Annotated in this window: 16 protein-coding genes; 6 read left to right on the top strand and 10 right to left on the bottom strand. The window is 46.0% G+C overall.

Going from position 1 to position 19,143, the window contains the following annotated elements:
* Entirely contained in the window at nt 1-1,197 is a 1,197-nt protein-coding gene (locus L0660_RS11285) for a beta-ketoacyl-[acyl-carrier-protein] synthase family protein (RefSeq protein ID WP_235159552.1), read from the top strand.
* A 5-nt stretch (nt 1,198-1,202) separates the two neighbouring features.
* Here L0660_RS11285 and scpA read toward each other — a convergent pair whose 3' ends face one another.
* Entirely contained in the window at nt 1,203-3,347 is a 2,145-nt protein-coding gene (scpA, locus tag L0660_RS11290) for a methylmalonyl-CoA mutase (protein ID WP_235159553.1), read from the bottom strand.
* Nucleotides 3,344-4,534 carry a methylmalonyl-CoA mutase family protein gene (locus L0660_RS11295; protein ID WP_235159554.1) on the bottom strand — a complete coding sequence of 397 codons (1,191 nt, stop codon included), beginning with the start codon at nt 4,532-4,534 and terminating at the stop codon, nt 3,344-3,346. The genes scpA and L0660_RS11295 overlap by 4 nt, the downstream gene beginning before the upstream one ends.
* Nucleotides 4,535-4,793: 259 nt before the next feature.
* Here L0660_RS11295 and dnaA point away from each other — a divergent pair, with 259 nt between their 5' ends.
* Complete coding sequence (gene dnaA, locus L0660_RS11300; RefSeq protein ID WP_233796895.1) at nt 4,794-6,221, top strand: chromosomal replication initiator protein DnaA; 1,428 nt, start codon at nt 4,794-4,796, stop codon at nt 6,219-6,221.
* Nucleotides 6,222-6,271: 50 nt separating this feature from the next.
* A complete protein-coding gene (locus L0660_RS11305; RefSeq protein ID WP_235159555.1) occupies nt 6,272-7,306 on the top strand; it encodes a GNAT family N-acetyltransferase in 1,035 nt (344 codons plus the stop codon).
* Here L0660_RS11305 and L0660_RS11310 read toward each other — a convergent pair.
* Nucleotides 7,281-8,087 carry a DUF3108 domain-containing protein gene (locus L0660_RS11310; RefSeq protein WP_026631585.1) on the bottom strand — a complete coding sequence of 269 codons (807 nt, stop codon included), beginning with the start codon at nt 8,085-8,087 and terminating at the stop codon, nt 7,281-7,283. The genes L0660_RS11305 and L0660_RS11310 overlap by 26 nt on opposite strands.
* A gap of 13 nt (nt 8,088-8,100) precedes the next feature.
* Nucleotides 8,101-9,168 carry an aminopeptidase gene (locus L0660_RS11315; protein WP_235159556.1) on the bottom strand — a complete coding sequence of 356 codons (1,068 nt, stop codon included), beginning with the start codon at nt 9,166-9,168 and terminating at the stop codon, nt 8,101-8,103.
* Nucleotides 9,169-9,507: 339 nt separating this feature from the next.
* On the opposite strand from L0660_RS11315, the gene recA reads away from it, so the two are divergent.
* On the top strand, nt 9,508-10,575 hold the full coding sequence (gene recA, locus L0660_RS11320; RefSeq protein WP_026631583.1) for a recombinase RecA: 1,068 nt from the start codon (nt 9,508-9,510) through the stop codon (nt 10,573-10,575).
* Between the two features lie 79 nt (nt 10,576-10,654).
* On the opposite strand, the gene L0660_RS11325 is transcribed toward recA, so the two are convergent.
* From L0660_RS11325 to L0660_RS11350, 6 genes are all read right to left on the bottom strand, one after another.
* Nucleotides 10,655-12,190: a sigma 54-interacting transcriptional regulator gene (locus tag L0660_RS11325; protein ID WP_235159557.1), complete on the bottom strand. Its 1,536-nt coding sequence runs from the start codon at nt 12,188-12,190 to the stop codon at nt 10,655-10,657.
* Between the two features lie 15 nt (nt 12,191-12,205).
* A complete protein-coding gene (rny, locus tag L0660_RS11330; RefSeq protein ID WP_026631581.1) occupies nt 12,206-13,777 on the bottom strand; it encodes a ribonuclease Y in 1,572 nt (523 codons plus the stop codon).
* Nucleotides 13,778-13,899: 122 nt separating this feature from the next.
* Nucleotides 13,900-14,211: a cell division protein ZapA gene (zapA, locus tag L0660_RS11335; protein WP_233796891.1), complete on the bottom strand. Its 312-nt coding sequence runs from the start codon at nt 14,209-14,211 to the stop codon at nt 13,900-13,902.
* Complete coding sequence (locus tag L0660_RS11340; protein WP_026631579.1) at nt 14,208-14,552, bottom strand: hypothetical protein; 345 nt, start codon at nt 14,550-14,552, stop codon at nt 14,208-14,210. Before L0660_RS11340 ends, zapA begins: the two co-directional genes overlap by 4 nt.
* A gap of 35 nt (nt 14,553-14,587) precedes the next feature.
* Complete coding sequence (pheT, locus tag L0660_RS11345; RefSeq protein WP_235159558.1) at nt 14,588-17,017, bottom strand: phenylalanine--tRNA ligase subunit beta; 2,430 nt, start codon at nt 17,015-17,017, stop codon at nt 14,588-14,590.
* Between the two features lie 134 nt (nt 17,018-17,151).
* The gene (locus tag L0660_RS11350; RefSeq protein WP_235159559.1) at nt 17,152-17,811 is read right to left on the bottom strand and encodes a DUF1684 domain-containing protein; all 660 of its coding nucleotides are present in this window, start codon (nt 17,809-17,811) and stop codon (nt 17,152-17,154) included.
* A gap of 186 nt (nt 17,812-17,997) precedes the next feature.
* On the opposite strand from L0660_RS11350, the gene L0660_RS11355 reads away from it, so the two are divergent.
* Both L0660_RS11355 and L0660_RS11360 read left to right on the top strand, forming a co-directional pair.
* On the top strand, nt 17,998-18,375 hold the full coding sequence (locus L0660_RS11355; protein WP_082215385.1) for a response regulator: 378 nt from the start codon (nt 17,998-18,000) through the stop codon (nt 18,373-18,375).
* A gap of 5 nt (nt 18,376-18,380) precedes the next feature.
* Nucleotides 18,381-19,142 (top strand): MBL fold metallo-hydrolase, encoded by a 762-nt coding sequence (locus tag L0660_RS11360; protein WP_235159560.1) that lies wholly within the window; start codon nt 18,381-18,383, stop codon nt 19,140-19,142.
* Nucleotide 19,143 lies beyond the last annotated feature (1 nt).

A 19,143-nucleotide genomic window follows, 5' to 3' on the forward strand; every position in this document is an offset into this window, starting at 1 on the left:
ATGAAAAAGGTGTTGGTGACCGGAATGGGCATTATATCAGCCATTGGTGAAAACCTTTCGGAGAACCACGCCAGTTTGCGTCAGGGAAAAACGGGCATAACCGCCGCAGCACATTTTGATTCCCGCTATGCCGCATTGCTTCCTTTTGGCGAAATTGCATGCAGCAACGAACGACTGAAGGAACTGCTCGGTTTGCAGGATAGCGCAGGTTACACGCGCACCGATTTGCTTGCTACCAAGGCATTCGACGAAGCAATTAAAGACGCTAGTCTTTCCGCAGACCAGCTTTCATCTTTTGATACAGCATTCATCTCCGCAACGACAGTCGGCGGAATGTGCCTCACTGATCAGCTCTATGAAGATGCCAATCTGAAAACGAGCGGATCGGAATATCTGGAATCATACAATTGCGCAGCGCACACCATTACCTTACTCGAAAAGTATAACATCAGAGGCTTTTCCGACACCATTAACACAGCCTGTTCGTCATCTGCCAATGCCATTTTAATGGGCGCGCGACTGATCCGGTCCGGACGGGCAAAAAGGGTTATCGTCGGCGGCGTGGATAGTCTTGCCAAATACACGGTTAATGGTTTCAATTCGCTTAAAATCTTATCTGCTTCCGCGTGTAAGCCATTCGATGAAAACCGGGATGGGCTTAATCTGGGAGAAGCGGCGGCTTATCTTGTGCTGGAAGCGGAGGACGTCGTTGGGGATAAACGCGTTTATGCGGAAGTCGCCGGATATGGCAATGCAAATGATGCGCATCACCCGTCGGCCATGTCCGAAGATGCCATAGGCGCCATGCTCTCCATGCGTGAAGCCATCGAATCCGCAGGGATTGGCTTCAATCGCATCGACTATATCAATGCCCACGGAACGGGGACGCCCAACAATGATGAAGTTGAGCTAACCGGAATGTCGCGGTTATTCGAAGAAATTCCGCCTTTTAACTCTACCAAATCTTACACAGGGCATACATTGGGAGCGGCTGGTGCGGTGGAGGCAATTTTTAGCATATTAAGCATCGTCTACGATGAGATTTTCCCGAGTTTACATGTGGAAACAGCCATGAGCTCACACAAGGCGCAACCGGTTGCTGCATTGATTCAGGATAAAAAAGTGGCCTATGCGCTTTCCAACTCGTTTGGCTTCGGAGGGAATTGCACTTCCCTGGTTTTTGGAAGCGTAAATTAAGCGTCCTAGGATTGCATGAGCTCTTTCAGGATCTTTTGTGCGGCAATTGAGATGATGGTTCCGGGGCCGAAAATGCCTTTAACACCCGCATCATACAGAAACTGATAATCCTGCGCCGGAATAACGCCACCGGCAATCACCATAATGTCTTCCCGGCCAATGTTTTTCAGCTCGGCGATGAGTTCCGGGATAAGTGTTTTGTGCCCTGCTGCCAGACTCGATGCGCCGATTACATGGACATCATTTTCTGCTGCTTGTTTGGCGACTTCCTGGGGCGTCTGGAAGAGCGGGCCAATGTCCACGTCAAAGCCGAGGTCGGCGAAGCTCGTCGCGATCACTTTGGCCCCGCGGTCATGGCCGTCCTGGCCCATCTTTGCAACCAATATCCGTGCACGCCGGCCATCCATTTCCGCAAACTGATCAGACAATTCCAGCGCTGCCCGGAAATTTTCATCATCCGAAGCTTCTGCCTGATAAACACCCGAAACAGACCGGATGGTTGATTTATAACGTCCGAATTCCTTTTCCATCGCATCAGAAATTTCACCCAATGTAGCCCTTTTGCGCGCCGCCTCGACGGCCAGCGCCAACAAATTTACAGACATGTCCTTGCCGCCCTTTTGCTTGCAGGCTTCCGCGATAGCATTCAGCGCCAATGCAACTGCCTGCGAATCGCGTTCCTCTTTTATTTTATTCAAAGAAGCGATCTGCGACAGCCGAACTGCCTGGTTATCAATCTGTAAAATGTCAAATGTCTCCTTGCTTTCTGTTTTGAATTTATTAACCCCCACAATAATGTCCTTGCCCGAATCAATGCGGGCCTGCTTTTTTGCCGCTGCTTCTTCGATCCGCATCTTTGGCAGTCCGGTTTCTATGGCTTTGGTCATGCCGCCGAGTTTTTCCACTTCCTCAATCAGCTGCCATGCTTTTTCTGCGAGCTCTTTTGTCAGATCCTCGACATAATAGGAGCCGCCCCATGGATCCACGGCCTTGCAAAGATCCGTTTCGTGCTGAATAAAAAGCTGTGTATTGCGCGCAATGCGGGCAGAGAAGTCGGTGGGAAGCGCCATGGCTTCGTCGAGCGAGTTGGTATGCAGCGATTGCGTGTGCCCCATGACGGCGGCCATGGCCTCAATCGTTGTCCGGGTAACATTGTTATACGGATCCTGTTCGGTAAGGCTGTAACCACTTGTTTGGCAATGTGTCCTTAGTGCCAGCGATTTTTCATTTTTGGGATTAAACTGATTTACAATTTTTGACCAAAGCAACCGTCCCGCACGCATCTTGGCAATTTCCATGAAATGATTCATCCCTATGCCCCAGAAAAATGACAGTCTGGGTGCAAAATCATCAATCGCGATGCCCGCGTTCAGCCCGGTCCTGATGTATTCCAATCCGTCTGCGAGCGTATAGGCAAGCTCAATGTGCGCGGGCGCGCCAGCTTCATGCATGTGATAGCCGCTGATGCTGATGGAATTAAACTTTGGCATGAAACGGGAAGTATAGGCAAAAATATCGCCTACTATCCGCATGGAAGGCGCTGGGGGATAAATGTAGGTGTTCCGGACCATGAATTCCTTCAAAATGTCGTTCTGAATGGTTCCTGACAACAACTCAGGCTTAATGCCCTGTTCTTCCGCAGCCACAATAAAAAAGGCCATAACCGGAATAACAGCCCCATTCATGGTCATGGAAACCGACATTTGATCCAGCGGGATTTGGTCAAAAAGCATTTTCATATCCTCCACCGTATCAATCGCAACACCTGCTTTGCCCACATCGCCGGTGACACGCGGATGATCCGAATCATATCCTCGATGCGTGGCCAGATCGAATGCAACAGAAAGGCCTTTCTGACCAGCGGCCAGGTTGCGCTTATAAAATGCATTGGAATCCGAAGCAGTCGAAAAGCCGGCATATTGACGGATTGTCCACGGTCGTTCCAGATACATGCTCGCATAAGGCCCACGCACAAATGGTGGAATTCCGGCTTCGAATGCTAAATGTTCGGCGTCTTCGAGATCATTTTGGTTATAAATGCTTTTTAATCTGATTCCTTCTGAGGTAAACACAGGTTTGCCAGCCCGTTCCTCTGGTTGAGCGGATTGGTTATGATGGGTCGTCTGAATGTTCCTGAAATCCGGTTTCATGGCTTTGATGCGTTTAACACGGATGCTCGAAAACCCCCTGACTCTTCCATTTCCAAAAACAATTCCCAAGCCCTGGCGGCCATATCCAGAGACATTTTTTCGAGCATGTATGAGCCCGCCGCCGGATCCGCAACATACGCCAATGCACTTTCGTGGGCAAGAATGGAGGATACATTGCGCGCAATCCGTGCTGAAAAGTCACTTTGCTTGTTGGTTGATTCATCGTAAGGCCTCACTGTCAATGCATTGCATCCACCCATTACTGCGCTCATGGCCTCGGAGGCAGAGCGGATCATATTGGTGTAAGGCTCGGATGCGGAATCATTAAATGTTGAGGTTTGCGCTTGTATAAATGGCGTGCAAAGCTTAGCAGGCAGTTGATAGGCATTTGAAATTTTTCGTAATAAAAACCGGAATGCTCTTAATTTGGCGATCTCCGAAAGGAAGTTGGTGCCGATGGAAATGGTGAAAAGGGCGCGGTTGAAGGCTGTTAATGGTGAAATCCCTTTGTCTGTAAGCAGATCCAGGTAATTGACAGTGGCCGAAATCAGCATGGCCAGTTCCTGCACTGGTGTCGCGCCATTGTTGTGAAATAAATGACCCTCAACAATATAAGCCCGGAATTCCCGCATATTCCGGCTTTGGTTTAGAACAGATACGATAGCGTCAATGCTGTTACCAATTGATTTTCCCGTGCGCATCTGGTGGGCGACCGGGTCGAATGCGATGCCGCCTTTGAGATAATAACCGGCGTTTTTGGATATTTCCTTGAAAACGTCCGCAGCATTTTCCTGTGTTTGAAAATAAATAGCGGTGTCGCTTAACCGGATTCCGTGAAGCAATTTCGGGAATTCACAATGTGCTATGCTGGCATTTCCAAGGTCCAGCATAATCGAATCCGCGCCGTTTTCCAGGGCATGCTTCATCGCTGAATTGGTTGGGCGCGGTTCTGAGAATTTCACCATAGGCAAGTTTTGCCAGCCTGGTGTTTTTTTCTGACAAGCCTGCATAGACGCCATTTTTTCAGGAGCAATTTCCGATCGCGTCACATAAGGTTCCAAATGCAGATCAGCCCCGATTGTCCAATCAGATAATGTTTTAAGCCTTCCTTTCAATTCTTTGTCAGCCCGTTGTTCCCAGGCGTTTTTATCGGAAGGGCTGAATTCTGGGAAGTTAAGGACAGCCATTTCTTGACGGATAAGGTGGAAGTGAGCGATTTTTGCTTGCAAACAAAGCTACAAATTTGAAGTTACTTTTTCAGTTGTCGGGGCAAACCGTTCCTTCGGCGGATCAGGAACATAAAGTCATGCGATTTTATTTTGTGGGTTTGCAGATAGCCCGCCCGGGTATTAAATTGAACCTTGGTTTTAATCTGCAGAGATCAGGTATTTTTATATCTTTGCCGTCCTTTTAAATTTCGACATTCTGAATTCCTCAACTTATACATTGGAAAGAGTTAGCACACATAGAGAAGTAGACCAGATCTGGGATGCCTGCCTGAGAGTGATTCAGCAGCATATTCCGGATCAAAGTTTTAAGACGTGGTTTGAACCGATACGGCCTTTAAAACTTTACGGTAAAGTGCTTACGATTCAGGTTCCAAGCCAGTTTTTCTATGAATGGCTGGAAGATAATTATGTCAATCTTTTAAGGAAAGCACTGGATTACGCGATCGGGCGGGACGGTTTATTGGAGTATTCCATTATCGTAGACAAAGGCAATGATAAGCATCAGCCGCTTACGATGAACGTTTCTACGCCCAAGTCTCCGAATTCTTCCAAGCCGGATAATTTTGTAACCGACCCAAGGCTGGGTTCCAATCACCGGGATAAGGACCACGATTCCATGAACCTGGACACTTACCTGAATCCGAATTACTCGTTTGATAATTTTATCGAAGGCGATTGCAACCGTCTGGCGCGGTCCGCAGGATTTGCCGTGGCGCAGCGGCCGGGACTCACGTCATTTAATCCGCTGATGATGTACGGCGGGGTAGGGCTGGGCAAAACGCACCTTGTGCAAGCCATCGGAAATTACATTATGAACCACTTTGACAACAAGCTGGTGTTATATGTGTCTTCCGAAAAGTTTACCAATCAGTTCATTAATTCCATCAAAAACAACACGTTACAGGACTTCACCGATTTTTACATGAAAGTGGATGTGTTAGCGATTGATGACGTTCAGTTTTTATCGGGGAAAGAAAAAACGCAGGATACATTCTTCCATATATTTAATCATCTGCACCAGCTAGGCAAGCAGATCATTATGACCAGTGACCGGCCGCCGCGCGAGCTGCAGGGCTTACAGGACAGGTTATTGTCCCGTTTTAAATGGGGCTTGACAGCCGATTTGCAAACGCCAGATTTCGAGACGCGTATCGCCATTATCCAAAAGAAGATCCAGTCGGAAGGAATTTCGATCGATTATGATGTGATCGAATACATTGCGCACAGCGTGAATTCCAATGTGCGTGAACTGGAAGGTGTGATCGTCTCCCTGATGGCCCAGGCTTCGCTGACACGCCGGGAAATAGATGTGGAGCTGGCCAAAAATACATTGCGGAACATTGTAATGAACGAGGATAAAGAGGTGACCATTGATACGATTCAAGAGGTGATCGCCGACTTTTTCCAGGTTACCATTGCTGATCTGAAAAGCAAAAGCCGGAAAAAAGAAGTCGTTTACCCACGTCAATTGGCCATGTTCCTGGCCAAAGAATATACGGATCTGCCTTTGAAATCAATTGGTTATCATTTCGGTGGCCGTGACCACAGCACGGTGATTCACTCTATTCAAAGCATTAACCTGCTGATGGGCGAAACTCCAGACGTGGAAGAAACGCTGCAAAAATTACGCAGTTACTTTAAATAACAAATGGCGTCTAAAGGGTTTGAAAACTTATTTTAAACCTGAAAAACAAGATGACGCCCTTACTGATCGAACGCGCGCAGATCTGCGACGCAACATGGAATGAACACATTCGCGAATCCCTTCAATGTGTTATTTACGCTCAAACTTACTATCTCGACACGGTCTGTGAAAGCTGGAAGGCGCTTGTTTGGCCCAACATTCAGCATCCGGACATTGTCATGCCGATTCCCATTCGCAGGAAATGGGGTTTCCAAGTAGTTTATCAGCCTATTTTTTGCCAATATTTAGGTCTATTCTCCTTAAAGCCGCTTTCCGGATTGCAGTTGGAGTCATTCCTTCGGGTTGTTTCAAAAGAATTCTCCTACATAGCAGCTTATCAATTCAGTCCTGAGAACTCAATCAGGCTATCTGCATTAGCTCACACTTTTCCAGACTTTAATTTTTCACAAAAGCATACGCACTGGCTTCACTTGAAAGGTGACGTCCAACAACTGGATGCGGGCTATTCCAAAGACAGAAAGCGGAATTTAGTGCGTAGTAAGGGTTATAACTGGGAGGTTCAGAGAAGTGCAGACATTCAGCCATTGATCAAATTATTTAAGGAAAATCAAACTGCGCGGATTCCCGGCGGAATCGATCCGGATGCATTTAATCGTTTGGAGGCACTTTTTAACGTATTGCAGGCCAGGCAACAGGCGGAATTATATTACGGCCTATCCAGTGAAGATATCCATGCCGGGCACCTCCATGCCGGATATCCTCATGCAGGACATCCTCATGCGGGAATACTCATTGTAAAATTCGGAGGAAGAGCGATTTATCTTTTTAATGCAGCGGATCAGAAAGGTAGGAAAGACAATGCGCGGACGTTCATGCTGGATCACTATTTTCGTTCCATCCAAGATGAAACGTTGATCTTCGACTTCGAAAGTCCGGAGGTTGGTTCCATTGCCCAATTTTATCTTAGCTTCGGAAGCTTTCCAGTTTCATTTTATGCCATACGCCGGAATGAGCTTTGGTTTCCATTAAAGCAGTTCCAGGAATGGCGGAAGCGCTTTTTCAAAACCAGACGAGGTCTTTTTTAAGTCCTTTATATGATTTCAAATCCATCTCCAAAGATCCGATTTTCAGTTCCACTTCAACTTTCAATGGAATCTTATTAGAATCGTCAGAAACCCACAATTTCATAGCGCCTTCTCCTTTGAAAAACTTATTGTCAGGAATCAGTGGGTTGATCCTTAGCACCTTAGTCTTGCCATATTTGGTCTTGATCACATCTTTTCCGACATAACGAACACGCAGCTTATAAACCTCCCCGTCGAAAAATGTGGGAACTTCAATGACTTCGCCTTCGGAAATGCGTTCGAAATTAATCGTTCTGAGATAAAAATAGCCGCTGATAATGTCATGAATGTTGTTGGGGACATTGTAGGTTTTGGTCTCGTCCTTCACACTTGCGACGGCCTGGTCCCTGTGGTGGTTGAACATGACGCGCTCGTCCTTGCGATATTTGTTTTCCTGGATCTGACGCTCAAACATATGCGGCAGGATTGCCGTCGTGTCAATGTATGACCGCCACGTGTCCCGCACCCGAGAAATGAGATCGAACGCGCCTACTGTACGTCCCGATACATTGACCCGGTAGCAGGGCCGGTTGTTAATCATGGAAACCGACTTGCCTACTTCTACTTTGGCTTCGGCAGCATTGATAAACCCGTAATGCACTCTGTATTCGACCCTTTCGCCCGTCCCAAAGCTCTTGTTATTGATAACTCTGTTCTGAGCTGCCTGCTCTTCAAACTGCCGAAAAGAGAAAAAAAGCGAAAAGGTGATTAAAGCAATTATAACGATGTACGATCTCTTCATGCTAAAACGGTAATTATAGAGAGGGATATTTTTCTTTCAAATGGGTCAGGTATTTCTTAATATTTCCTCCAAATTTTTGTTCAAACTCAATTCTAAAAATGTCCTGTTTCGACTTATAAGTCTGATAACTGATGAAATATGCATTATTCGGTAACTTCCCGTCCGGCCACCGGCCCGCCGCCCGGCGGCCCGCCGCCCCGCGATTTTTGTTTGTTAACGTCCGTTTCCCCGAAAGCAGTGTATCTGCGTCCTCAAAGATGTTGGCAATGAGCGCCGTCTTCAAAGAATCGTAACGCGCGCTGGCAATGGGGTTTGTCCCGAACGTCTTATAGAGACTATCCAACCGGCCTATTCCCCTGAGCATGTGCCGCGAATAGGCATCATTGTACTTTTTTGAATATTCGTATGTACGTAATTCTGGTGAATCCAGACCATACTTGAACTTCAAAAAGCGGATAGCGCCCTGGTCGCCAATAAAACTGGCCAGGTTCTCATTCAGTTCCAGATTATTTTTCACAAAAAGCGTTCCATGCGTCAGTTCATGCAGGATCAGATTAGCAAGACTTCCCACCCGCCGATTCAGCATGCTCGATAAAATAGGGTCTTTCAGGTAACCCAGTGTAGACCACGCCGAGACATCTCCGATATCCGTATCCAGGCCCTGCTTGATCAGTTCACGCTCCTCATTTACCGCACGTGTGGAATCAAAAAAACCTTTGTAAGGAAAACTACCAATGATAGGAAAGTGCCATTTGTAGGGTTCGATCTTATATTTCTCTGATGCGGTAATGAGCCAGATCAATGGCTTTCCATGCTGATTATAGAACGTTGTGTAGTTTTTTGAAGGCGTCAGCCCGAGTGAATCGACGCCGAATTTTTTGATTTCCTCGATTAGCCGGATCCTTGCTTTAAGCGAATCAGGGAATGAAGGATCGGCGAGCACGTCGGTTACTTCCTCCACATTCATAAGGATCTTTACCTGACCCGAAGCCTGCATCCAGCCATAGCTGAGCAGATCACGATAATAAATCCCTGCAAGGACGCAAAGCACTATGACGGCAATAAAAATCTTTTTAAACACAAACGCGGTAATTAAGTAAGTAGGCGGAATGAATCTCTACAACAGATCATTGCGCTGCAAAATTATAGAAATAGGCCATTAATTATTCACCGTTTATCCTGCCAAAAAGCCGGTGGGTAAATGATTCGCGACGCAGAATAATCCAATGTCCTAAGTTGTAAAATCCGCTTGATATTATCTGTATTTATCATGCCTGAAATTATATTTTTAAAAGAAAAACCCGTTGGATTTTTGCTTGGAATTTGGTATTTTTACACAACAAAAAGACCAAGTATCTAGCGGTTTTTGGAATCAGAAGCCGCTTTTTTATGAACAAACTAAATTATTGTAACCGTTTTTATGGCACAACCAACCACTGATAAAGACAACAAACTAAAAGCACTACAAACCACGCTTGAAAAGCTGGACAAAACCTACGGAAAGGGCACAGTAATGCGCCTGAGCGACAGTAAGGTTTTGGACATTCCGGTTATTTCAACAGGTTCGCTGGGGCTGGACCTGGCACTTGGAGTAGGAGGCGTTCCGCGTGGCCGTGTTGTGGAAATCTACGGACCGGAATCTTCTGGTAAGACAACGTTATCAATGCACTGCATTGCAGAGGCTCAGAAAAAAGGCGGACTTGCAGCGTTCATTGATGCTGAGCATGCATTCGACAGGTCTTATGCTGAGAAATTAGGCATTGATACAAGCAACTTGCTGATCTCACAGCCAGACAGCGGTGAGCAGGCATTGGAAATCGCAGAACACCTGATCAGCAGCGGTGCTGTTGATATCATTGTTATTGACTCTGTTGCAGCACTTGTGCCGCGCGCTGAGCTTGAAGGTGAAATGGGTGACAGTAAAATGGGTTTACAGGCTCGTTTGATGTCTCAGGCATTGCGTAAGCTTACGGGTGTAATCAACAAAACCGGATGCTGCTGTATTTTCATTAACCAGTTGCGTGAGAAGATCGGCGTAATGTTCGGTAACCCTGAGACTACAACGGGTGGTAATGCATTGAAATACTATGCTTCTGTGCGTTTGGATATCCGTCGTGTGGGTCAGATCAAAGAAAGCGCTGACCAGATCCTGGGTAACCGTACACGTGTGAAAGTGGTGAAAAACAAAGTTGCGCCGCCTTTCAAAGTTGTGGAATTTGATATTATGTATGGCGAAGGGATTTCCAAGGTAGGGGAGATCATCGACCTTGCAGTTGAGCTGGATATCGTTAAAAAAGCAGGTTCATGGTTTAGCTACGACGGTAACCGTCTTGGACAGGGCCGTGACGCCGTGAAAGCCCTTATTAAGGATAATCCCGAGTTAATGGATGAACTGGAAGCGAAAGTTCGCGCGAAGGTTAACAACGAGCCGGATGCGCTGATTGACACGAGCGAACCTAATGTTGTAGACGAAGGCGCTCCGCTTTAATGTTGGAGGAATAGCTTCTGATTCTGTAATAGCTTATAAAGAAAATGCCCGGTGTTTGCCGGGCATTTTTTATTATATATCAAAATGGTTTTCGATCATCATCATCGTCTTCGAAATCATAATCATCTTCTCCTGGGCCGGAGAACATGCTGCTAACCAAGTCCTGAAATTTCATTCCCTGATCCAAAGACATTTTCCCGATCAGCGAGAACTCCGCCATGCCGTGCAATGCGAATTCCATCATAAACAGCTTTTCTTCCGCTCCTGAATAAGCACTCAGCATATCCACGAAATCGTCCAGGCCGTCAATGGTTTTCAATCGCGCCATATACTCGCGATCGGTCATATCTCCGGGCATTTCCATTTCATTGCCTGAGCCAAACCATTCGATCACTTTCGCGTATGGGTTGATCTTGCTTTTCTTGCTCTTTTCCGGATCCGGGAAAAAGTTAAGGAACTGGGTACGGATCGCTTTTCCGATCAGGTTTTGAGCCACGATAACGGGTCCTTCGACCTCGCCTTCATAAACAAGCTCAACTTTTCCGCAAATGGCAGAAACAACGCCGTATAGGTCAGAAATGCGCACGTAAGTGCTTTCCTCCCCGTTGATCAGCGCTCGCCTCTCTGCCGTGCTCAAAAGGCTTTCATAAGCCGAGATCGTCAAACGTGCAGACACACCGCTTTTGCTGTCCACATATTCGCTTTCTCTTGCTTCAAATGCAATCTGCTCGATCAATGTTTTTGCAAGCTCATTGACCTTGATCATGCCCACTTGCTCCGTTTTAACAATCGCTTCCTGTTCTGTAATTTTCTTACCCGTTTCAATTGTTTTTGGGTAATGCGTTACGATCTGGCTTTCGATACGGTCTTTCAGTGGCGTTACGATGCTTCCACGGTTGGTATAGTCTTCCGGGTTGGCCGTGAAAACAAACTGGATATCCAGCGGCAAACGCAATTTGAACCCACGGATCTGAATGTCGCCTTCCTGCAAAATATTGAAAAGTGCAACCTGGATCCTGGCCTGTAAATCGGGAAGCTCGTTAATTACGAAAATGCCGCGATGTGAACGGGGAATAAGCCCGAAGTGGATCACCCTTTCGTCCGAATAAGGCAATTTCAATGTTGCGGCCTTGATAGGGTCTACATCACCGATAAGGTCGGCCACAGAGACATCCGGCGTTGCCAATTTCTCGGTATAACGCTCGCTTCTGTGCAACCAGGCAATTTCTGTCTGGTCACCATATTCTTCAATAGCGTCTTTTGCAAAACGGGATAATGGCTCCAATGGATCGTCATGCAGCTCCGAATCCTTAACATACGGAATGTATTCGTCCAGAAGACTGATCATCATTCTGGCAATACGCGTCTTGGCTTGCCCGCGTAACCCCAGGAAGTTAATGTTGTGCATCGAAAGGATGGCACGTTCCACGTCGGGAATAACCGTTTCTTCATAACCCCAGATGCCGGGAAAAATATTCTCTTTGCTTTTAATCTTAACGATCAGGTTGTCGCGCAGTTCCTGTTTGATGGAACGGGATTGATAACCTGCTTTTTTCAGTTCACCAAGCGTTTGGATATCCAACAGCTCTGAACTACTAAGAAGTGAGTAACTCATGTATTTTTTGGCTGATTAACGCGCATACGCTACTGAACGCATCTCACGGATTACTGTAATTTTAATTTGTCCGGGATACTGCATTTCTTTTTCAATTTTTTGTGAAATATCAAAAGAAAGCATCCCTGCCTTTTCATCCGAAACATTATCTGCATCAATGATCACGCGCAGCTCGCGGCCGGCCTGGATCGCGTAACATTTTTCAACACCGTCAAACGACAATGCCATGTTTTCAAGATCACGCAGCCTTTGAATGTAAGACTCCATCATTTCCCTGCGTGCTCCCGGGCGAGATCCTGAAATCGCATCACACACCTGAATGATCGGGGAAAGGATGCTTGTCATTTCAATTTCGTCGTGGTGGGCACCGATTGCATTACACACCTCAGGATTTTCTTTGTATTTTTTGGCAAGTTCCATACCCAATATTGCGTGCGGAAGGTCGGATTCTTCCGGCCAAACTTTACCAATATCATGCAGCAGACCGGCTCTTTTCGCCAATTTCGTATTCAAACCCAGCTCGGAAGCCATCGTAGCGCATAGCTTTGCCACTTCACGCGAATGTTGCAGCAGGTTTTGTCCGTAAGAAGACCGGAAACGCATGCGGCCGATCATCTTAACAAGCTCAGGATGAAGTCCGTGTATGCCCATGTCGATTACAGTCCTTTCACCGATCTCAACAATCTCGTCGTCAATGTTCTTGCGTGTTTTGGCAACAACTTCTTCAATTCTGGCCGGGTGGATCCTTCCGTCCTGAACCAGGCGGTGCAGCGAAAGTCTGGCAATTTCTCTCCTTACAGGATCAAATCCGGAGATCACAATCGCTTCCGGGGTATCATCTACAATGATCTCAACGCCCGTTGCAGCTTCCAGAGCACGAATATTACGTCCCTCACGACCGATGATCTTTCCTTTAATATCGTCATTTTCAATGTTGAAAACAGAAACGCAGTTTTCAATAGCATGTTCAGCAGCCGTGCGCTGTATGGTCTCGATAACGATCTTTTTAGCTTCTTTGGTGGCAGTAAGGCGGGCTTCTTCCATCGCACTTTTAACATACGATCCGGCCCTTGTATCAGCCTCTGCTTTTAATGCGTCTATCAACTGCTCACGCGCCTGATCAGCGGTAAGGTTCGCGATTTTCTCTAATTGGGTAACCTGTTGTGCAAGTGACTTTTCTGCTTCTTCGCGGCGTTTTGTGGCCGTTTCGAGTTGCGAATTCAAGTTTGTTTTCAGCGCTTCCAGCTCGTTTTCACGGCGCTTGTTTGCCTCAATGGTCTGATTAAGGCTTTGCTCGCGTTGTTTTAATTTCTGTTCGTTGGTTTGAAGGATTACGCGTTTCTTGTTGGCATCCTCTTCAAACTCGCCTTTAAGTCTCAGGTATTTTTCCTTGGCTTCAAGGATCCGGTCTTTCTTTATGTTTTCAGCAGCACTTTCGGCATTACGGAGAATTTCGGCTGCGCGCTCCTGCGCTTCCTTTTCTTTCTGGTCAAACGACCTCTGAAAAATGAATTTTCCTGCGAAAATCCCCACACCAATGGCGATAATGTCGGACAGGACAAGGATGAAAATTAATGAATTTGACATTTCAGTAAGGTTATATATAGTTGGTTTTACCGACTAAACCGCGTGAAAATGCCGAAGGTGGAAGTATTGAAAGAAGATAAAGAGTAATCCGTATAAAATAAAGGTTTTGTGGTGTTGAGCTTTTAGCTTTCTATTGCGCTGGTAATGGTTTCATCAAGCTTTTCTACCCTGTTTTTAAAAGCCATCACCAAATTGTCCATTTGCTCCTGGTTCCGTTGTAATGCTACAAGGCATTCAATAGAAGTAAGTGCAATTGCTTCAATGTCACCGTAAACTTTTCCCTTTAATTTATGCTGCTGCACGCGTTGCATGAACACCTCATACCCATCCCTGTAGAATTTCTCCTGATCCGCCGGAACGCTCAGTTTGAAACCCCTGTCCAGCAGTTTTATAAAGACAGAAACGTCCGGATTGGGTATGTTATTTTTTTTCATAAGGTATCTTCAAGCAATTCTATGCACTTATCGATCTCTTGTATATATCTTTCAACTGAGTCTTTCAGTTCGGCGATTCCGCTTGTTGGTGTCAGTTTACTAGTGACAATTTTAGCGAAACTTTTAGACTTATTAAAGTCTTTTTCCAAACTAGTGTATTTTTTCTTTATTTCTTTTGCTTCTTCCTTGAGTTGGTTATTCGATGCACGCAGTTCCGCATTTTCGCGTTGCAGCTCTGATATTGACCAGTTTAGTTTCTCTTTAATGTTGATCAGGAACTCGAGTTTTTTCTCAAGGTCGGTCAACTTATGCTCAATGATGCGCTCGATGCTCCTTTCCATTTTTTTGGCCTTAATAATGCTGTCAACCAAAACTCTTATTTCCTGATCACGGCCTCAAATTCCCTTTCGTAAGCAGAAATCAACCGCTGCATGGTTTTGTCAATCACTTTGTCGGTCAATGTTTGCTGATCGTCCTGTAAAATGAAGCTCACGGAATACGATTTCTTACCTTCCAGATTCGCGCCTTCATACACATCAAACACGTTTACTGCGCGCAAAAGCTGCCTTTCGGTCTTATAGGCGATCTGTCGGAGCTCGTCAAACGTAATTTTCTTGTCAACCACAACCGAAAGATCCCGGCGCACTTCGGGAAACTTCGCCACTTCCTTGTACTGAACAAACGCATCGTATTGTTTGAGCATATAATCCCAATCAAAATCTGCGTAAAAAACAGGCGCCTTAATATCAAGCTTTTTAGCAATAGCCGCTTGGAGTTGTCCAAATGTGACAACAGGCTTGCGGTTTAATGTTAATGTTGTTCCAAACTTAAAAATCGCCGCATCCGCCTCAGTCCTTTCCACATCCCTGATCTTAACCGCTGATAAAACCTGCATTACAAAGCCTGCCAGATCATGGAAAACGACTTCGCGCGACTTTTCAAACCAGCTTTCCTGTCCGATGTTGCCCGTCAGGAAAACAGCCAGTCTTTCTTTCTCCACATATTTTTCGCTGATCTCATTATAGGTTTTACCAAATTCAAAAAGCTTCAAATCCTTTTGGCGGCGGTTGCTATTGTAAGCTATGACCTCCAAACCGGAAAAAATCAGCGTCTGACGCATTACGGAAAGATCTTCGCTCAGATAATTCAGGATTTTGACCGGATTCCCCTGAATGCTTTCTGCAATTGAAATGTGGTAATCAGGTTTTGTCAGCGAATTGTTGATCATTTCGTTGAAACCATTCGCTACCAGCAGTTCAGCAACGCGCAGTTTCAGTTTTTCAGGATCGTTAACAGGGAAATCAGACAAGTAATCAGAGCTAAGCGCATCGGAAAGCTCCACTTGGCCGAAACCGTAAATGCGCAGAATTTCCTCGATCACATCCGCTTCCCTTTGCACGTCTACGCGGTAAGGCGGCACGATAGCAGTAAAGCCAGCTTCGGTTTGGTCCTGAATTTTAATGTCCAGGCCATTCAGAATGTTAGTAATAAGTGTTTTATCCAATGATTTACCAATCAACCTGTCAATGTTGCGGTAAGTCATTTTTACTTCAAAATCCGCAACCGGATCTGGGTAAATGTCTGTAATGTTGGACGAAACGATGCCGCCCGCAATTTCCTGGATCAGCAATGCTGCCCTTCTCAATGCATACAAAGGCATGTTAGGGTCCGTGCCCCGCTCAAAGCGGAAAGAAGAATCCGTTTTTAATGCAAACCGCTGTGCCGTTTTACGCACCCATACAGGCGAGAAATAGGCAGATTCAAGGAATATGGAAGTGGTTTCATTGGTAACACCCGAAGTGAGCCCGCCAAAAACCCCGGCAATGCACATAGGCTCCGGATTGCCGCCTGTGCCTGCATTGCAGATCATCAGATCAGAATCCGAAAGTTTCCTTTCCACGCCATCCAGCGTCACGAATGTTGTCCCTGCTGGCACGGTGGTAACGATCACCTTGTTGCCGGTAACCTTATCTGCATCAAAAGCATGCATGGGCTGGCCCAGCTCATGGCAGATGAAATTCGTAATGTCAACAATGTTATTAATCGAGCGGATTCCGATTGTTGCCAGTCGCTGTTTAAGCCACTCGGGCGATTCGGCTACCTTCAAACCGGTGATGGTCAGGCCGGCATATCGTGGCGCTGCTTCCGAATTGCGAACTTCGACTTCAAATGGCAGGTTTTCATTGTTGACTGCAAAAGCATCAACGGACGGAAGTTTTATCTCACGATTAAAATAAGCTTTCAGATCACGCGCAACCCCATAATGCGATGCGGCATCGGCGCGGTTAGGCGTAAGGCCGATTTCTATTAAATAATCAGAAGAAATACCAAAATATTCGCTGGCCGGTGTGCCATTGGGAAGATCCGTATCCAGCACTAAAATGCCGTCATGCGACGAGCCGACGCCTAACTCATCTTCTGCGCAGATCATTCCTTCCGACAGTGCGCCTCTGATTTTTGATTTCTTCAAAACCAATGGCTGGTCGCTTCCCATCGGATATAATGTTGCGCCTACGGTTGCTACCACAACTTTCTGACCGGCAGCCACATTAGCCGCGCCGCAAACAATGGATAATGGGTTTTCACCACCTACATCAACAGTAGTAAGGCTCAAACGGTCAGCTTCCGGATGTTTTTCGCGGGTAAGCACCTCACCGATCACAACGCCTTGCAGACCTCCTTTGATGGATTCAATCTCCTCAATGCTTTCAACTTCCAGTCCGGTTGCGGTCAGTATTTTGCCAATTTCTTCCGGAGATTCTGTTATTTCTATTAATTCTTTAAGCCACTTATAGGAGATCTTCATGCGAATGCTTTCAAAAAAGGTTTTCAACCGACATTTAAGCCGAATTACAAAATTAAGGATTTAAGTCGAACAGCGCCGTCAGACTTGAAATAGTCATTGGTTTTTTTAACAAAACACAAAAAGCGTAAAGCGGCTCAATTATGAACAGCCGATTCGAGCTGCTCGCCAGCCAAAATGGCCACAGAAAGCGTATTTTCCTGAGGCGGAACGGGGCAGGCGTAACTTTCCTGGTAAACGCAGTAAGGGTTATACGCTTTGTTAAAATCCAGAACAATTACATTGTTTTTGATTTCAGAAACGGGATAATCCAGGTAGCGGCCGCCACCATACGTTTCCTTTCCGCTGGTTGCGTCTTTGAAAAGGACGGAGATAACGCTTTCATTTTTAAGCAATAACAGCTTCTGCTCCTGGTCGCCAATCTTGAAATTGGCATAACCATACTTCTCATATTTCTCCGAAGTGCCGTCCGTGTATTTCACTACAACTTCCTTATCATCATTCATATAAGGAGAAATATTGGCCTTGATGCGATAGGTGAGGTCGGGTGCAAAGTAATGCAGGCCGTGGAAGCTTTCTTTGTCTGCGATGGGAGAGTCCTCGGTGGTGCGGAACTGCTCGTCTTTGGCCGCGCGCTCGTTGAGTATGGTCGTTTTGTATTGCTCGGGGTTGCTGGCGATCTGGTCTTCGATGGCTCCATTAAGGCCTCCGATAGAGAAATTTTCAACAACAAAATAGGCCAGGATCGCAATAACCATCGCGATTGTGCTGTACCGGATTACCTTATTTTTAAACATGAGACTTCGAAATTTTTGAACGGATCACAAACTTACACCCGAAAGTGTGCTTTGAAAAAGTATAAGATGTTTATTTACTTTTTTATGATAATTTTGAATCTTCGCACCGCGCCGGGTTGCGACTTTGGATGAAATATCCCTAAATTGAGCCTGGCTAATTATTAAACACAATACCTGACCCATCATATGTCATACACCAAGCGAGTACTCATTGCCGAAGACAGCTCAGTTATTCAAAATCTGGCAAGGAAGATTCTGGAATTTCAACATTACGAGATAACTTCTGTGAAAAACGGAGAGCAGGTTTTGCAGCTTCTTGAAAAAGAGGATTTCGATATTATTTTGCTGGATATCAATATGCCTGTGATGGACGGAATGGAGTGCGCGAGAAGCATCCGCAAATTGCCTAACGAGAAAAAGGCCAAAACGCCCATCGTTGCCATTACCGGAAACGCCAAAAACTATTCGGAAGAAGACTTCAAACAAGCAGGATTTGACGATGCGCTGATGAAACCTTTGAATTTTGACCGTCTGGTTGAAGTGGTCGCGCATTTGACAGAATAAACCTGATGAGGATTACATTTTTAGGGACCGGCACATCACAGGGAATACCGGTTATTGCCTGTGAATGTGCCGTTTGCCGATCTGATGACCCGCGTGACAAGCGTTTAAGGACTTCCGTTTGGATCCAGGTTGATGGCAAATCTTTCGTTATTGACACCGGTCCTGACTTTCGTCAGCAAATGCTCCGGGCCAATGTAAAGGACCTGGACGCAGCTATTTTTACGCATCAGCACAAGGACCACACCGCCGGACTTGACGATATCCGTGCATTCAACCACCGCAGTCAGCGTGATATTCCGCTTTACGGAAGAGAATCTGTTTTAATGCAGATCCAAAACGAGTTCGCCTACGCTTTTTCTGAGAAAAGATATCCGGGCGTGCCGCACTTTGAGCTTCATAACATTGATAATGAGCCATTTGATGTGCAGGGTGTAAAATTTACGCCTATTGAGGCCATGCACCACAAGTTGCCGGTTTACGGCTACCGGGTTGGTGATTTTACTTACATTACCGATGCCAATTTTATTGCTGAAAAAGAGCAGCAAAAGATCATTGGATCAAAGGTCCTGGTTTTGGATACGCTGCAAAAAGAGCCGCATCTTTCTCATTTTACATTATCCCAATCTTTAGAACTGATCGAAAAACTGCAAGTTCCAAAGGCATACCTGGTTCATATGAGCCATAAGCTGGGAAAGCATGCTGACATTGAAAATGAGCTGCCTGCTCATGTGCATCTGGCCTATGACGGCCTAGTGCTGGATTTGTAGG

The organism is Dyadobacter sp. CY351 (assembly GCF_021502625.1).
GTDB lineage: Bacteria > Bacteroidota > Bacteroidia > Cytophagales > Spirosomataceae > Dyadobacter > Dyadobacter chenhuakuii.

Coding starts and splice junctions, on each gene's coding strand:
- L0660_RS11285 (WP_235159552.1), top strand. CDS start 1: ATGAAAAAGGTGTTGGTGACCGGAATGGGCATTATATCAGCCATTGGT.
- scpA (WP_235159553.1), bottom strand. CDS start 3,347: ATGAAACCGGATTTCAGGAACATTCAGACGACCCATCATAACCAATCC.
- L0660_RS11295 (WP_235159554.1), bottom strand. CDS start 4,534: ATGGCTGTCCTTAACTTCCCAGAATTCAGCCCTTCCGATAAAAACGCC.
- L0660_RS11305 (WP_235159555.1), top strand. CDS start 6,272: ATGACGCCCTTACTGATCGAACGCGCGCAGATCTGCGACGCAACATGG.
- L0660_RS11310 (WP_026631585.1), bottom strand. CDS start 8,087: ATGAAGAGATCGTACATCGTTATAATTGCTTTAATCACCTTTTCGCTT.
- recA (WP_026631583.1), top strand. CDS start 9,508: ATGGCACAACCAACCACTGATAAAGACAACAAACTAAAAGCACTACAA.
- L0660_RS11325 (WP_235159557.1), bottom strand. CDS start 12,190: ATGAGTTACTCACTTCTTAGTAGTTCAGAGCTGTTGGATATCCAAACG.
- rny (WP_026631581.1), bottom strand. CDS start 13,777: ATGTCAAATTCATTAATTTTCATCCTTGTCCTGTCCGACATTATCGCC.
- zapA (WP_233796891.1), bottom strand. CDS start 14,211: ATGAAAAAAAATAACATACCCAATCCGGACGTTTCTGTCTTTATAAAA.
- L0660_RS11340 (WP_026631579.1), bottom strand. CDS start 14,552: ATGGAAAGGAGCATCGAGCGCATCATTGAGCATAAGTTGACCGACCTT.
- pheT (WP_235159558.1), bottom strand. CDS start 17,017: ATGAAGATCTCCTATAAGTGGCTTAAAGAATTAATAGAAATAACAGAA.
- L0660_RS11350 (WP_235159559.1), bottom strand. CDS start 17,811: ATGTTTAAAAATAAGGTAATCCGGTACAGCACAATCGCGATGGTTATT.
- L0660_RS11355 (WP_082215385.1), top strand. CDS start 17,998: ATGTCATACACCAAGCGAGTACTCATTGCCGAAGACAGCTCAGTTATT.
- L0660_RS11360 (WP_235159560.1), top strand. CDS start 18,381: ATGAGGATTACATTTTTAGGGACCGGCACATCACAGGGAATACCGGTT.